The organism is Amycolatopsis sp. CFH S0740 (genome assembly GCF_004522315.1).
GTDB classification, from domain to species: Bacteria; Actinomycetota; Actinomycetes; order Mycobacteriales; family Pseudonocardiaceae; genus Amycolatopsis; species Amycolatopsis nivea.
On the sequence record NZ_SDLS01000012.1, the window covers coordinates 1 to 14,437 of the forward strand.

Here is a 14,437-nt window from a genome sequence, read left to right on the forward strand (position 1 = left end):
AACACAACCCATTAGGGCTCCTTGAGGGAATCAGATTCCTTCGAGGAGTCCTTCACGGACCCGCACCGCCTCCGTGACCCGGGCGGCCCTCTCGGCGATCTCGTCCGGCTCCGCGGCGAACAGGACGCCGTGCCGGGCTTCGACGGCGACTCGTGCGGTCATCGCGGACGAACGCGCCATTTCCGCCGCCGCGGAGACGTCCGGCAGGGCCGTCGGGTCCACAGTGGACAGCAGCCGTTCCGCCACTCGGACTACCTCCACCGCGACCGCGACCACGTCCGCGGCGGGCTGGGCGCGGTCTGGCACGTCGTGCGTGACGGCGTGGGCGTCGATCTCCGCCAGCCGCAACGCGTGCCGGGTCAGGTGGTCCGCTTCGGCGTCGCCGCCGGCGGCCCGGCTGAGCAGGGCCGCCGCTTGCGCCAGGGCGAGGGCCGCGACCGTCGCCCCGGCCGGAGCCGGGATGGCGGGCCGGGCGAGGGTGTTCAGGAAGTCGCTCACGATCTGGTCCCGCATGGCAGGGTCCCTTCCACTCAGCGCCGGATGCGCTCCATCCCGGGGTCGACCAGCGGTTCCGCGGCTGCCGTCGCGGCGACTCGCCGTCCGAAATACTCGATTTCCACCTGGTCGCCGATCGCCACCGAGCCGGGAAGCCAGGCGTAGGCGATGGGACGGCCGATCGTGTAGCCGTAGGCCGCGCTCGTGACGTAACCCGCGGCGGCGCCGTCCACGAACACCGGTTCCTTGCCCAGCACGACGGTCCGGCCGTCGTCCACGGTGAGGCAGCGCAGCCGCCGCGCCGAGGTCTCCTCGCTGCGGCCGTCGATGGCGGCCCGCCCGGCGAACTCGCCCTTCGCCGGGCGCACCGCGAACCCGACCCCGGCCTCGTACGGGTCGTGCTCGGTGGTCATGTCGGTGCCCCACAGCCGGTAGCCCTTCTCCAGCCGGAGGCTGTTGAACGCGCCGCGCCCGGCCGCGATGACGCCTAATCCTTGCCCGGCCTGCCACAGCGCGTCCCACAGGCGCTGGCCGTTGTCCGCGGAGGTGTAGATCTCCCAGCCGAGTTCGCCCACATAGGACAGTCGCAGGATGGTCACCGGCACCCCGGCGATCCGGGCCCGGCGGCCGCGGAAGTACTTGAGCCCGGTGTGCGAAAGGTCTTCCGCCGACAGCGGTTGCACCAGGTCGCGGGCGAGCGGGCCCCAGACGCCGATGCAGCAGGTGCCGCCGGTGGTGTCGACGACCCGGACGCCTTCCGGGGCGCGGCTGCGCAGGTAGGCGACGTCGATGTTGCCGTTGATGCCGACCTGGAACAGCTCCGGTTCCAGCCGTGCCACGGTGATGTCGCTGCGCACGCCGCCCGCGTCGTCCAGCATCAGCGTGTACGTCACCGAGCCGACCGATTTCGCCAGCTGATTCGTCGTGAGCCCTTGCAGGAACTCCAGCGAACCCGGCCCGCTCACCTCGACGCGCTTCAGCGGCGTCATGTCGTACATCGCGACGCGGTTTCGGGTGTGCCAGGCCTCGGCCGCCACGATCGGCGAGTGGAACTGCCCCGCCCAGGCGTCGCGCGCGGGCGGGAGGAAGTCGTGCGGCAGGTCTTTCAGCAGCGACGCGTTGGCCTCGAACCAGTGCGGCCGTTCCCAGCCGCCCGCCTCCAGGAACACCGCGCCCAGCTCGCGCTGGCGGGCATGGAACGGGCTGACCCGCAGGTCGCGCGGGGAGAGCCGGGGCTGCAGCGGGTGCAGCACGTCGTAGATCTCCACGAAGTTCTGCTGCGCGGTTTCGCGGATGTACTCCGGGGCCAGCTGGACGTCCTCGAACCGGTGCACGTCCAGTTCGTGCAGATCGGTTTCGGAGCGGCCGTCCACAATAGACTCCGCGACCGCCTTCGCGATGCCGGCCGAATGCGTGACCCAGATGGCCTCGGCGATCCAGAATCCGCGCACGTCGCTCGATTCGCCCACAAGCGAACCGCCGTCCGGGGTGAAGGAGAAGATGCCGTTGAAGCCCTCCTCCGCCTTGGTCCGGCCGAGCGCGGGAAGCAGCAGCTTGCTTTCCTCCCACGACGGCGCGAAATCGTCCTCGGTGAACGGCAGCATCGACGGCATCGCGGACGCGGTGACCTCGCCCGGCTCGGCGAACTTGTCCACCGGCATCGGACGATGCGCGTACGAGCCGATGCCGAGCCGGTCGCCGTGCTGGCGGAAGTACAGGTCCTGGTCCTGGTGGCGCAGGATCGGCAGCGCCGGGTGCACCGGGTCGGCCCCGGCCAGTTCGGCGAGCTGGCCCGTTTTCGCGTACTGGTGCGCGAGCGGCAGCAGCGGCACGGTCATGCCGGCCATCTCGCCGATCTCCCGGCCCCAGAACCCGGCGCAGGACACCACGATGTCGGCCGGGACCACCTCGTCGGCCGTCTTGACGCCGGTGACGTGCCCATGAGCCTGCTCGATGCCGGTCACGCGGGTCGAGCCGACGAACCGGGCGCCGCGCGCGGAAGCCCGCTTGATCAGCTCGTCCACCGCGCGCGAGGCGACGGCGAGCCCGTCGGTCGGGACGTAGAGCGCGCCGAAGATCTGGTCCTGGTCGAGCATCGGCCAGCGGCGGACGCATTCGTCCGGGTCGATCAGGTGCGCCTCGACGCCCCACGACGTCGCCCAGCCGTGCTTGCGTTTCAGGTCCGCCCAGCGCGCCGCGGTGCTGGCCACCTCCATGCCGCCGACCTGGTGGAAGCAGCCGAGGTCGAGCAGTTTGCGGACGGTGTAGCCGGCGAATTCGGTCATCGCCTTGGACGGGTTGGTCTGGAACACCAGCCCGGGCGCGTGCGACGTCGAACCGCCGGTCAGCGGCAGCGGGCCCTGGTCGAGCACGGTGACGTCGGTCCAGCCGCGCAGGGTCAGCTCGTCGGCGAGGTTCGCGCCCACGATTCCGGCGCCGATGATCACGACACGGGTCATGAGAACTCCCTGGGATAGGTCAGCGGAAGACGACGGTCCGGTTGCCGTTGAGGAGAACGCGCCGCTCGCAGTGCCAGCGCACCGCGCGGGAAAGCGCGAGGGCTTCGGCGTCGCGGCCGACGGTCGCGAGCGCGCGCGGCGAGTGCGAATGGTCGACCCGCTGCACCTCTTGTTCGATGATCGGGCCCTCGTCGAGTTCGGGGGTCACGTAGTGCGCGGTCGCGCCGACGTACTTGACGCCCCGGTCGTAGGCCTGCGCGTACGGTTTCGCGCCCTTGAACCCGGGCAGGAACGAGTGGTGGATGTTGATCGCGCGGCCCTGCAATTTCTGGCACAGCTCGTCGGAGAGGACCTGCATGTAGCGGGCCAGCACGACGAGGTCGATGTCGTGTTCCCGCACCAGGTCGAGCAGTCGCTGTTCGGCCTCCGGCTTGGTCGCCGGGGTGACCGGGATGTGCACGAACGGCAGCCCGGCGGCCTCGGCCATCGGGCGGAGGTCCTCGTGATTCGACGCGACGAGCGCGATTTCCGCGCCGAGCGCGCCCGCGCGCCAGCGGAAGAGGAGGTCGTTGAGGCAGTGTCCGGCCTTCGACACCATCACCAGCAGCCGGTCCGGGGTGCGGTCGGAGAACCGGTACCGCATGGCGTAGTCGCGGGCGACGACGTCGAACTCGCGGGTCAGATCGTCCACAGTGGCCGGTCCGGCGCAGGTGAATTCGGTGCGCAGGAAGAGTTCCCCGTGCACGTCGTCGTCGAACTGCTGGTGCTCGACGATGTCGCAGCCGTTGCCCACGAGGAACGTCGTCACGGCGTGCACGATCCCGGAGCGCTCGGGGCAGTGCAGGGTCAAGGTGAACTGAGTCAAGACTCCTCCTCTCGGTATTCCAGCGCCGCGTCGGCGAGCCAGGCGGCGAAATAGGGGGCGAACGACTGGCGGACGAGCACGGTGAACTCGCCCGCTTCCCGCACCAGCAGGACGATTCCGGTGCGGGCGTACAGCGTCTGGACGCAGGTGCCCGGCGGCGCGGCCTTCGGGTGGAGGTCGACGGCGCAGCCGTGCGCCAGGACGTCGCGCGCCGCCGGTCCGGCCAGCCGCACCGTGGTGCGCTGCGCGGACACGTCGGTCACCGCGCCGACGGCGATCGCATCCCGCAGCGCTTCTTCGGTGCCTTCGGGTGCGCCGAGCACGAGGTACTCGTCGGGGCCCAGCCACAGGACGTCGCCGATGCCGCTGGTGAACCGGCAGACGTCCGGCAGTGCGGTGCCGAGCACGGCCGCCGCGGCGTCGTGGCCTTCGCGGATGCGGACGTTGAGCTGCGAGACGAACGGACGTTCCTCGGCGAGCACGGCCGGCGCGCAGCCGGCGAGCAGGCTCGCGTGCTCCGCGAGCGGAGACAGGGTCTTAGCCGTCACGGCGGGTCCCCTCCTTGTCGTAGAGCACGGATTCAGTCACCGTCACCGGCACCACCTCGTCGCCGACCGGGACGTACAGCGTCTCCCCGATCCGTTCCCGGCCGGAGCGGACGAGGGCGAGCGCGAAGGTGCGGTCCAGCGCGGCGCTCGGGTAGCTGGAGGTGACGTGGCCGAGCATGCGGACCGGCGGCTTCGGGACGTGCGCGGTCTCGATGATCTGCGCGCCCTCCGGCAGCAGCACCGTCGGATCGGCCGGCAGCAGGCCGACGAACTGCTTGCGGTCCGGGCGGAGGTTTTCCGCCCGGGAGAAGGACCGTTTGCCGAGGAAGTCGGCCTTCTTCTTAGACACCGCCCAGCTCATTCCGAGGTCCTGCGGGGTGACCGTGCCGTCGGTGTCCTGGCCGATGATCGGGTAGCCCTTCTCCGCGCGCAGGACGTGCATGGTTTCGGTGCCGTACGGCGTGATTCCTTGCGCCGCCAGCGCTTCCCAGAGCGCGAGGCCGTACCAAGACGGCACGTTGATCTCGTACGCGAGCTCGCCGGAGAAGCTGATCCGGCACACCCGCGCGGCGATCCCGGCCACCTCGGCGTCGCGCCAGGCCATGAAACCGAAGGCGTCGTTGCTGGCGTCCAGCTCCGGTGCGAGCCCGGCCAGGATCTCGCGCGAACGCGGGCCGACGAGCGCGACGGTGGCCCAGTGCTCGGTGACCGAGGTGGCGAACACGCGCAGGTGCGGCCACTCGGTTTGCAGCCACTCCTCCATCCAGTCCAGCACCATCGCGGCGTTGCCGGTGGTCGTGGTGACGAGGAAACGGTCCTCGGCCACGCGGATGACGGTGCCGTCGTCGATCACCATCCCGTCGACGCCGCACATCACGCCGTACCGGATCCGGCCGACCTTGAGCGTGCTCATCAGGTTCGTGTAGAGCATGTCGAGGAATTCGGCGGCGTCCGGACCCTGCACGTCGATCTTGCCGAGGGTGGAACCGTCCATCATGGCCACGTCGGTGCGGGCGGCAAGGCATTCACGCCGGACCGCGGCATCCAGGTCCTCTCCCGGCTGCGGGTAGTACCACGGGCGCTTCCACTGGCCGACGTTCTCGAATTCAGCGCCGTGCTCGACGTGCCACGAATGCAGCGCGGTGACGCGGACCGGGTCGTGCAACTCGCCGCGGTTCCGCCCGGCCAGCGCCGCGAAGGCGACGGGCGTGTACGGCGGGCGGTAGGTGGTCGGGCGGCGGTCCGCGAGGTCGACGCCGAGGGCTTCGGCGGTGATCCCGGCGGCGAGCATGCCGGAGGTTTTGCCCTGGTCGTGCGCCGTGCCGATGGTGGTGTAGCGCTTGACGTGCTCCAGCGAGGTGAGGCCTGCGCCGGTCGCGCGGAGCACGTCGGAGACCGTGGCGTCGCGCTGCAGGTCCACGAAGCGGGTGTCCACATCGGACTCCGCGCCGGGGATCTGCCATTCGACGGCGGGGGCCAGCTCGCGGGGACGCGCGTCCGAGACCGGGAGCGGGTTCTCCTCCGGTGCCCCGGCTACAGCCTCCCGGCCTTCTCGCACGCACCCGGCGAAGTCGAAGGTTCCGTTGGCGCTGCCTGCCACGCGTGCGGTCGGGAGGTCGCCGCCGGGGAGATATGCGCCGAGCGCGGGTTCGTAGCGCAGGGGGCCGCGCTGCTGGCTGAACAGGTGGACCGCCGGGGTCCAGCCGCCCGAGACCAGGAGCGTGTCGCACGGGACCAGTTCCTCGGCTACGCGCACGCCGGTGACGCGTTCGGTCCCTTCCGTCCCGGTCACCGCGGCCCCGGCCCGGACTTCGATCCCCCGTTCCGCGCAGGCGGCGGCCCAGTTTTCCGGGGCGGCCGGGCGGACGTCGACCACCAGCGGGATTTCCACGCCAGCGTCGGCGAGGTCGATCGCGGCGGCGTAGGCGGAATCGTCCATGGTGAACACGACGGCGCGGCGGCCGGGGACGACGCCGTACCGGTGCAGGTACGTCCGTGCGGAGTTGGCGAGGAGGATGCCAGGGCGGTCGTTGTCCGGGAACACGATCGGGCGTTCGTGCGCGCCGGTCGCCAGGACGGTCTGCTGCGCGCGGATCCGCCAGACGCGCTGCCGGGCCGCGCCGGACGTCCGGTGCTGCACAGCCAGGACGAAACCGTCGTCGTACGCACCGAAGGCGGTGGTCCGGTCGAGTACTTCGACGTCCGAGGTCGCACGGAGCTCGTCCGCGATCGCGCGGGCCCACTCGATCGCGGGCTTGAGGTCGAGGTACTCATTCGAGCCGAGCAGCGAACCGCCGGGTTCGGGCTGGTCGTCCACCAGCACGACCCGCGCTCCGGCCCGTGCCGCCGTGCGGGCCGCGACGAGCCCGGCCGGACCGGCGCCGACCACGAGCACGTCGCAGTGCAGGTGCTTCGCGTCGTACCTCGCGGGGTCCGGTTCGGTCGCCAGCCGGCCCTGGCCGGAGAGGCTGCGCGCGACCAGGCCGTCGTACAGCTCGACGGTGGTCGCGGTCTGCATCGGTTCGGGGAACGGCTTTTCCAGCTGCACCACCGCGTTCGGCTCTTCGACCCCGGCCGCCATGATGCCGCGCGGACGGCCGAGCTTGACGCTCCGCGCGACCTGGTGCACGCCGTTGGCGAGCAGCGCGGACGCGAGCGTGTCGCCGGGGTGCCCGGTGAGGACGCGGCCGTCGAAGGTGAACTGGAGCAGGGTGTCGCGGTCGACGTGGCCGCCGCTGGGGAGGCGGAAGGTCATGGGATCACCGGCCGGGGTTCGTCGAGGCGGTAGACCGCCGCGAGTTCGTGGGTGCGGGTGTCGCGGACGGCGTTGAACCAGCGGCGGCAGCCCGCGCTGTGCGTCCAGCGCTCGGCGAGCGGGCCGCTCGGGTTGGCGCGGAAGAAGACGTACTTCGCCCACTCCTCGTCCGACAGCGCCGCCGGTTCCTGCGGGTACGCGACGTGGGCTTGGCCGCCGTAGTGGAATTCGGTCTCCTCGCGGGGACCGCACCAGGGGCAGGGAATCAGCTGCACAGTGGCTCCTAATGCGCGACGGCGGCGGCGCCGTGCTCGTCGACGAGCGCGCCGGTGGTGAACCGGTCGAGGGCGAACGGTTCGGCGTACGGATGCGGTTTGCCCTTCGCGACGGTGTGCGCGAAGCAGTCGCCGACGCCCGGCGTGGCCTTGAACCCGCCGGTCCCCCAGCCGCAGTTGAGGTACAGGTTCTCCACCGGGGTCAGCCCGACGATCGGCGACGCGTCCGGGGTCACGTCGACGATGCCCGCCCAGGTCCGCAGCAGGTGCGCCCGCGCGAACACCGGGAACAGCTCCAGCGCGGCGGCCATCTGGTCCTCGATGATGTGGAACGCGCCGCGCTGGCCGTAGCCGGCGTAGGAGTCGATGCCCGCGCCCATCACGAGTTCGCCCTTGTGCGCCTGGGAAACGTAGACGTGCACGGCATTCGACATCACCACCGTCGGGTGCACCGGTTCGAGCAGTTCCGACACGAGCGCCTGCAGCGGATGCGACACCAGCGGCAGGTCGATCCCGGCCATCCGCGCCAGCACCGAACTGTGCCCGGCCGCGCACAGCGCGACCTTCCCGGCGGCGATCCGGCCCCGGCTCGTCTCGACCGCGACGACCTTGCCGTCCCGCGTGTCGATGCCGGTGACCTCGCAGTTCTGGATCAGGTCGACGCCCATCGCGGCCGCCGCGCGGGCGAAACCCCAAGCCACGTAATCGTGTTTGGCGATCCCGGCGCGCGGCTGGTAGGTCGCGCCGAGCACCGGGTACCGGACGTCCGGCGAGGTGTTGACGATCGGGCAGAGCTCCTTGACCCCGTCCGCGTCGACCCATTCGGCGTCGATCCCGTTGAGCCGGTTGGCGTTCACCCGGCGCACGCTGTCGCGGACGTCCTGCAGGCTGTGCGCGAGGTTCAGCACGCCGCGCTGGCTGAACAGGATCGGGTAGCCGAGGTCGTCCTCGAGGCCCTCCCACAGCTTGAGCGAGTGCTCGTAGATGCCGGAGCTTTCGTCCCACAGGTAGTTGGAGCGGATGATCGTCGTGTTGCGGGCCATGTTCCCGCCGGCGAGCCAGCCCTTCTCCAGCACGGCGACGTTCGTGATGCCGTGCACCTTGGCGAGGTAGTAGGCGGTGGCGAGGCCGTGCCCGCCGCCGCCCACCACGACGACGTCGTACGCGCGCCGCGGCTCCGGGTCCCGCCAGAGGAAATCCGGATGGTCCGGAAGGTCCGCGCCCGGCGGCCGGGGCTGGTCCGTCGTGGTCATTCCGGCTGGCCTCCTGTATCGGACAACTGGTCGACTACTGATATATCAATCTTCGCTGTAGAGTAAGCCGGGTGAGCACCCCGGTCAACCACGTCATCCCGGCCGCCGCACCGTCGCTGGCCGAACGCGCCTACGAGTTCCTGCGCGACCGCCTCGTCATGCTCGACATCAAGCCGGGCGACCCGATCAACGAGGAGTGGGCGGGCAGCGTCCTCGACATGGGCCGCACGCCGATCCGCGAAGCGCTGAAACGCCTCGAAACCGAACGGCTCGTGGTCGCGTACCCGCGTCGCGGCACGTTCGCCACGGACGTCAACATCTCCGATCTCGCCCACATCTCCGAGGTCCGGCGCACCCTCGAGCCGACCGCCGCGGCGTCCGCCGCCACACGCGCGACCGACGAGGACCGCGCCCATCTGGTCCGGCTGCGCGACCAGCTGGATTCGGCCACGCCGAGGGAAAACGCCGAACTCCTGCGCACCGATCTCGAACTCCACCGGGCGATCTACCGCTGCGTGCACAATCCGTTCTTCGAGGACACGCTCGTTCATTACGACAACCTCGCGACCCGGATCTGGTGCGTGTTCCTCCCCCGGCTGCGCGGCATGGCCGGGCACGTGGACGAGCACTCGCCGCTGCTGACGGCGATCGCCGAGGGGAACGCGAAGAAGGCTTCGGCGCTGACGCTCGAGCACGTGACCGGTTTCGAGAAGGCGATCCGGGCGCTGATCTAGCGCCCTAGTCCCCGACCTGGGCGCGCACCCAGGCATGGAACTCTCCGATGTGGTGTTCGCTCGGCACCAGCACGCCGCCGCGGGCGTAGGCGCGCGAGCCCATCGCCTGCTGGCACCGTTCGCACGCCTCGAAATCCTGCTGGTTCACGCGGTGGAACAGCTCCACCGAACGGTCAAGGTCCGCACCCGATTCCACGACCTCCGGCAGGTACAGCCAGTCGCAGCGGACGAGCGTGCGGTCCGGGGCGAGCGGGAACATCCGGTGCACGATCACGTGGTCCGGCACCAGGTTCACGAACACCTGCGGCCGGATCGTGATCGCGTAGTACCGGCGGTCCTGGTGCTCGCCGACGCCCGGGAGGCGCTGCAAGCCGTCCCCGCCGTCCACAGTGAACCCGGTGACGTCCGAGCCGAATTCCGCGCCGTGGCCGACGAAATACTGCGCGGCGTACCCGTCGGCGAACTCCGGGAGCACCTCGGTGAGTTCCGGATGGATCGTCGCGCAGTGGTAGCACTCCATGAAATTCTCGATGATCTGCTTCCAGTTCGCGCGCACGTCGTACTCGATGCGCCGGCCCAGCGCCAGATTCTCGATCCCGTACGCCTCGATCTCGCCCGGACCGCCGAGCCGTGCGCTCACGTCCGCCTGCACAGTGTCCGCAAAGGACGGTGCGTCTTCGGCGAGGCAAACCCAGGCGTAGCCGAGCCATTCGCGCAGATGCACCGCGGTCAGGCCGTATTCGACGCGGTCGACGTCCGGCATCCCGGTCAGATTCGGGGCTGCGACAAGCTTTCCGTCGAGACCGTAGGTCCAGGCGTGGTACATGCATTGGAAAGCGCGCTTCACCGAACCCTTCTCGTCGGTGCACAGTCGCGCGCCGCGATGGCGGCACACGTTCAGGAACGCGCGCAACGCCCCGTCGCGGCCGCGCGCGATCAGCACGCTTTCGCGACCGACCTGCACGGTCTCGAACGAGCCGGGCGACGGCAGGTCGGCACTGCGCACCGCGCAGAACCACCCCGCTTCGAAGATCCGCTCCTCCTCCCGGGCGAAGATCGCCGGGTCGGTGTAGTGCGGCCCGGGAAGGGTCGGCAGCAGGCTCTGCGGGAGGTCGACAGCGGTCACCGGCAGGGCTCCTCTCACACACGATCGAAGTTGCGTATTACGCGTCTTGTTGCCCTCTCCGGAACAAGATGAGGCTCAGCGGGGGCGCTGTCAAGCACCCGCGGCGGTGCCGCACCCGTTCGCGGGAACCGCCCTCGACCAGGGCTTTCATCCGGAACTGCGCTCCGAAAAACTCCACCCCGGAACCTCTTGACGGCACCCCTCCGGCACGCCCAGACTCTGTTGCGTATCACGTCGGGTGTTCCTCAATACGCAACAATCACTGGCTTCGGAGGAATCAATGCTGCGCGCGTGCACTGTGGACGAGCTGCCCCCGGGCGAGTCCGTCCGGATCGCGGGGCCCGAGCCCATCGCCGTCTTCAACGCCGACGGCGAGCTGTACGCGATCGGGGACACCTGCACCCACCAGGACGCGTCACTGGCCGACGGCTGGCTCGAAGGCTGCTTCGTGGAGTGCCCGCTGCACGCGGCGCTCTTCGACCTGCGCACCGGGATGCCGTCCTGCCTGCCCGCCAAGCAACCGGTGCGCACGTACCAGGTGCACGTCGACGAGGGCGTGATCTACGTGCTCGCCGACGCCGCCGAGGACGCCGCGTGAAAACGGTCGCGATCGTCGGCGCCTCGCTCGCCGGCGCCCGCGCCGCGCAGGAGCTGCGCGCCCAGGGGTTCGACGGCCGGGTGGTGCTCGTCGGCGAAGAGCCGCATCTCCCCTACGACCGGCCGCCGCTGTCGAAGGCGTTCCTGGCCGGGTCCGCGTCGCGCGAGTCGCTGGACCTGCTCGACGCCGACGATCTGGCTTCGCTGGACGTCCGGCTCGGCACCCGCGCGGAACGGCTCGACCCGGCGACCGGCCGCCTCGTGCTGTCGGACGGGGAGCTGGAAGCGGACGGCGTGATCCTGGCGACCGGCGGCCGTGCGCGCGCCTTGCCGGGGACGGAATCCGTTGCCGGAGTTCACGTTCTGCGCACCTTGGACGACGCGCTCGCCCTGCGCGACGAGCTGGTTCCCGGTGCGCGCGTGGTGATCGTGGGCGGCGGGTTCATCGGGGCCGAAGTGGCGTCGACGGCCAACAGCCTGGGCTTGGAGGTCACCGTGCTGGAGGCGCTGCCGACCCCGATGGCCCGCGTGCTGGGTCCGGAACTCGGCTCGATCTGCGCGCGCCTGCACGACCGGAACGGCGTCACTCTGCGCTGTGGCGCCTCGGTGGCCGGACTTTCCACGCTCTCCGGCCGGGTCACCGGGGTACAGCTGGAAACCGGCGAGAATCTGCCCGCTGACGTGGTCGTCGCCGGGATCGGGATGGTGCCGGCGGTCGAGTGGCTCGACGGCTCAGGGCTGGCGGTGAGCAACGGCGTCCGCACCAATGCCGGTCTGGTCACGTCTCTGCCGAACGTGGTCGCGGCGGGCGACGTCGCGTCGTACGGGCCGACGGGTACGCGGCACGAGCACTGGACAAACGCGACCGAACAGGCTTCGGTCGCGGTCGCCAATCTGCTGGCCGGGCAAGTGGTCCGGGAGTACGAGCCGAGCGGCTACGTCTGGTCCGATCAGTACGCCGGGACCATCCAGCTCGCCGGACATCCCGCGCCGGAGGACGAGGTGCGCTTCGCCGACGGCAGTCCGGACGACGAGTCCTTCCTGGCCACCTATCACCGCGACGGGCAGACCGTGGCGGTGTTCGGGCTCAACAATCCGAGGGGGTTCGGCCGCCTGCGCCGGCAAGCGCTGCGGCGGCCGATGCCCGTCGGGTGATCACCGCACGACCTGCACCACGTCGCCCGGCTGCAGCGTGGTGAAGAACGCCACCGCGTCGGCGTGCGAGAGGTGGACGCAGCCGTGCGACTGGACCTTCAGGCTGCCCTGGTGGAACGCGACCCCGGTGTTGGTGAAGAAGACCGAGTACGGCATCGGACCGTGGAACTGCTTGCTGTAGTGGTCGATGTCCTTGTACTGCACGCGGAACGTGCCGACCGGGGTCGGGTACTTGGGCTTGCCGACGGTGACCGGCACGCCGCCGCGGGTGACCTTGCCGTTGTCCATCAGCCACGCCGTGTTCGCCGAGAGCTTCAGGCACGCCTTCGCCTGGGGGCCGCACGGCGGGCCCGCCGCCTCCGCGGTCGCGGAGAATCCGATCGTTGCCGCCATCGCCGCGATACTGGCCAGTGTTGCCGTGAGTTTCCGGTTCATCCTGTGCCTCCCCGAGATGGTCGTACTTTGGATCTTTCCCAGAGAGGTCAGTCTTAAACCAAAAGTGCGCCCATGTGGGTGAGGTCTAACGGGAGCGCCACGACAGCGGCGACGTCGCCAAGGCTGCTTCGGCGACGCGTCGCGCGGTTTCGGTGAAGAGCCCTGCCTGCGCCGACGCGAGCCATTCGTCCACTGTGGAGACTCCGGTCGCGCGGTATTCGAGGGCCTGGAAAAGCATCTCGAGTTTGTCCGCGTCCTTCGCGCATCGCGCTTCGGGCGACTCGCGCGTTTCGTACTCGTCTACCGCCGACTGCACGGTTTCCGCCGACGCACGCGGGAGGCCCGCGGTCTGGTCCGCCGTGATCGCCCTCGGTTCCGGCTTCGTCAGGTACGGCGCGGCGGTGTGCGGCAGGTCGCCGGTGCGGGTCTCCTGGGTGTCGTGCCACAGCGCGAGAAACGCCGCGCGCTCGGGGTTCGCGCCTTCCTCGGCGGCGAGCAGCGCGGCCAGCTGCGCCGCGCGGAGGCTGTGCTCGGCGACCGACTCCGGGTCGCGGACGCCCGCCTGCCACCAGCCCGCGCGGCGGACCCGCTTGAGCACCCCCAGCTCGAACCCGAACGCGGCCAGGCCGTCCATTCCGCACTCCCCTTCCCGTGCCGACACCAGTGCCGGAGCCTACGGGGCGTGGCATGCTGCCCGGACAGCCGCTTCTTCCCCCAGGAGGCCCCGCGTGAGCACTGTGCTGGTCGAGCACGACGGTCCGGTCACCACGATCGGCATCAACCGGCCGGAGCGCCGCAACGCCGTCGACCGCGCCACCGCCGAGGCGCTCGCCGACGCCTTCCGGGAATTCGACGCCTCGGACGCCTCGGTCGCGGTGCTGTACGGCGTCGGCGGGACTTTCTGCGCGGGCGCGGATCTCAAGGCGGTCAGCGAAGGGCACGGCAACCGCACCGAGCCGGACGGCGACGGCCCGATGGGACCGACTCGCCTGCGGCTGCGCAAACCGGTGCTCGCGGCGGTGTCCGGCCATGCCGTCGCGGGCGGGCTGGAACTGGCGATCTGGGCCGACCTCCGGATCGTCGAAGAAACGGCGGTGTTCGGCGTGTTCTGCCGCCGCTGGGGAGTCCCGCTGATCGACGGCGGCACGGTGCGGCTGCCGCGGCTGATCGGCCGGAGCCACGCGCTCGACCTGGTGCTCACCGGACGTCCGGTCGACGCGGCGGAAGCCCACCGGATCGGTTTGGCGAACCGCGTCGTGCCTGCCGGGCAGTCCCTGCCCGCCGCGATCGCCCTCGCCCGGGACATCGCCGCGTTTCCGCAGACCTGCTTGCGCGAGGACCGGGCTGCATTGCTGGAAAGCGAGTCCTTGAGCGAGGAATCCGCACTGGAGAACGAATTCCGACACGGGATTCGGTCCTTGAAATCGGACACGCTCGCGGGTGCTGCCCGGTTCGCCGCGGGCGCGGGCAGGCACGGGTCGTTCGAGAAGTAGTCGCGTCCGATTACCGTTGCATCGCAAAGCGCATACTCGCGTCCAGGCAGGACCGGCCGCCATGTTCCTTCCCCAGGCGAGCACAGAGCGGCGGTGCTGATCGGCGGCTGGCTGATGAGCCGGTACACGTGGCGCCATCGGGTCGCGGAATTCGTCGAGCAGCTGACCGCACTCGATCGGCGCCCCGCTCCGGTCCCGCGGTGACGCAAACCGTGCCACGGCGCTCCGGCTGGCGCCGGATTCCGGA

At 70.4% G+C, this 14,437-nt stretch carries 14 protein-coding genes; 4 read left to right on the forward strand and 10 right to left on the reverse strand.

What is annotated here, in order from left to right; translation table 11 throughout:
• Positions 1–30: 30 nt before the first annotated feature.
• Genes EIZ45_RS20945 through EIZ45_RS20975 form a run of 7 tightly spaced genes read right to left on the reverse strand, consistent with a single transcriptional unit; the run spans position 31 to position 8,650 of the window.
• Positions 31–513 (reverse strand): hypothetical protein, encoded by a 483-nt coding sequence (locus tag EIZ45_RS20945; protein WP_134670032.1) that lies wholly within the window; start codon positions 511–513, stop codon positions 31–33.
• A gap of 17 nt (positions 514–530) precedes the next feature.
• On the reverse strand, positions 531–2,954 hold the full coding sequence (locus tag EIZ45_RS20950) for an FAD-dependent oxidoreductase (RefSeq protein WP_134670030.1): 2,424 nt from the start codon (positions 2,952–2,954) through the stop codon (positions 531–533).
• Between the two features lie 19 nt (positions 2,955–2,973).
• On the reverse strand, positions 2,974–3,819 hold the full coding sequence (purU, locus tag EIZ45_RS20955; RefSeq protein ID WP_134670028.1) for a formyltetrahydrofolate deformylase: 846 nt from the start codon (positions 3,817–3,819) through the stop codon (positions 2,974–2,976).
• Positions 3,816–4,367: a sarcosine oxidase subunit gamma gene (locus EIZ45_RS20960; protein ID WP_134670026.1), complete on the reverse strand. Its 552-nt coding sequence runs from the start codon at positions 4,365–4,367 to the stop codon at positions 3,816–3,818. Before EIZ45_RS20960 ends, purU begins: the two co-directional genes overlap by 4 nt.
• Positions 4,357–7,122, reverse strand: coding sequence for a 2Fe-2S iron-sulfur cluster-binding protein (locus EIZ45_RS20965; protein WP_134670024.1), 2,766 nt, complete (start codon positions 7,120–7,122; stop codon positions 4,357–4,359). Before EIZ45_RS20965 ends, EIZ45_RS20960 begins: the two co-directional genes overlap by 11 nt.
• Positions 7,119–7,397: a sarcosine oxidase subunit delta gene (locus tag EIZ45_RS20970; protein WP_037814329.1), complete on the reverse strand. Its 279-nt coding sequence runs from the start codon at positions 7,395–7,397 to the stop codon at positions 7,119–7,121. Before EIZ45_RS20970 ends, EIZ45_RS20965 begins: the two co-directional genes overlap by 4 nt.
• A gap of 8 nt (positions 7,398–7,405) precedes the next feature.
• A complete protein-coding gene (locus tag EIZ45_RS20975; protein ID WP_134670022.1) occupies positions 7,406–8,650 on the reverse strand; it encodes a sarcosine oxidase subunit beta family protein in 1,245 nt (414 codons plus the stop codon).
• 71 nt (positions 8,651–8,721) lie between these two features.
• Between EIZ45_RS20975 and EIZ45_RS20980 the strand changes: the two genes are divergently transcribed.
• Positions 8,722–9,384 carry a GntR family transcriptional regulator gene (locus EIZ45_RS20980; protein ID WP_205670319.1) on the forward strand — a complete coding sequence of 221 codons (663 nt, stop codon included), beginning with the start codon at positions 8,722–8,724 and terminating at the stop codon, positions 9,382–9,384.
• 4 nt (positions 9,385–9,388) lie between these two features.
• On the opposite strand, the gene EIZ45_RS20985 is transcribed toward EIZ45_RS20980, so the two are convergent.
• The gene (locus tag EIZ45_RS20985) at positions 9,389–10,510 is read right to left on the reverse strand and encodes an aromatic ring-hydroxylating dioxygenase subunit alpha (protein ID WP_134670020.1); all 1,122 of its coding nucleotides are present in this window, start codon (positions 10,508–10,510) and stop codon (positions 9,389–9,391) included.
• 280 nt (positions 10,511–10,790) lie between these two features.
• Here EIZ45_RS20985 and EIZ45_RS20990 point away from each other — a divergent pair, with 280 nt between their 5' ends.
• Together EIZ45_RS20990 and EIZ45_RS20995 are read left to right on the forward strand one after the other, a co-directional pair.
• Positions 10,791–11,108: a bifunctional 3-phenylpropionate/cinnamic acid dioxygenase ferredoxin subunit gene (locus tag EIZ45_RS20990; RefSeq protein WP_037814333.1), complete on the forward strand. Its 318-nt coding sequence runs from the start codon at positions 10,791–10,793 to the stop codon at positions 11,106–11,108.
• Complete coding sequence (locus EIZ45_RS20995; RefSeq protein ID WP_134670018.1) at positions 11,105–12,262, forward strand: NAD(P)/FAD-dependent oxidoreductase; 1,158 nt, start codon at positions 11,105–11,107, stop codon at positions 12,260–12,262. The genes EIZ45_RS20990 and EIZ45_RS20995 overlap by 4 nt, the downstream gene beginning before the upstream one ends.
• Here EIZ45_RS20995 and EIZ45_RS21000 read toward each other — a convergent pair whose 3' ends face one another.
• Positions 12,263–12,697, reverse strand: a complete 435-nt coding sequence (locus EIZ45_RS21000) for a L,D-transpeptidase (RefSeq protein ID WP_134670016.1) — start codon at positions 12,695–12,697, stop codon at positions 12,263–12,265.
• 85 nt (positions 12,698–12,782) lie between these two features.
• Positions 12,783–13,331, reverse strand: a complete 549-nt coding sequence (locus EIZ45_RS21005) for an HD family hydrolase (RefSeq protein ID WP_037814337.1) — start codon at positions 13,329–13,331, stop codon at positions 12,783–12,785.
• Positions 13,332–13,425: 94 nt separating this feature from the next.
• Between EIZ45_RS21005 and EIZ45_RS21010 the strand changes: the two genes are divergently transcribed.
• Positions 13,426–14,190 (forward strand): crotonase/enoyl-CoA hydratase family protein, encoded by a 765-nt coding sequence (locus EIZ45_RS21010; RefSeq protein WP_134670014.1) that lies wholly within the window; start codon positions 13,426–13,428, stop codon positions 14,188–14,190.
• Positions 14,191–14,437: the final 247 nt, after the last annotated feature.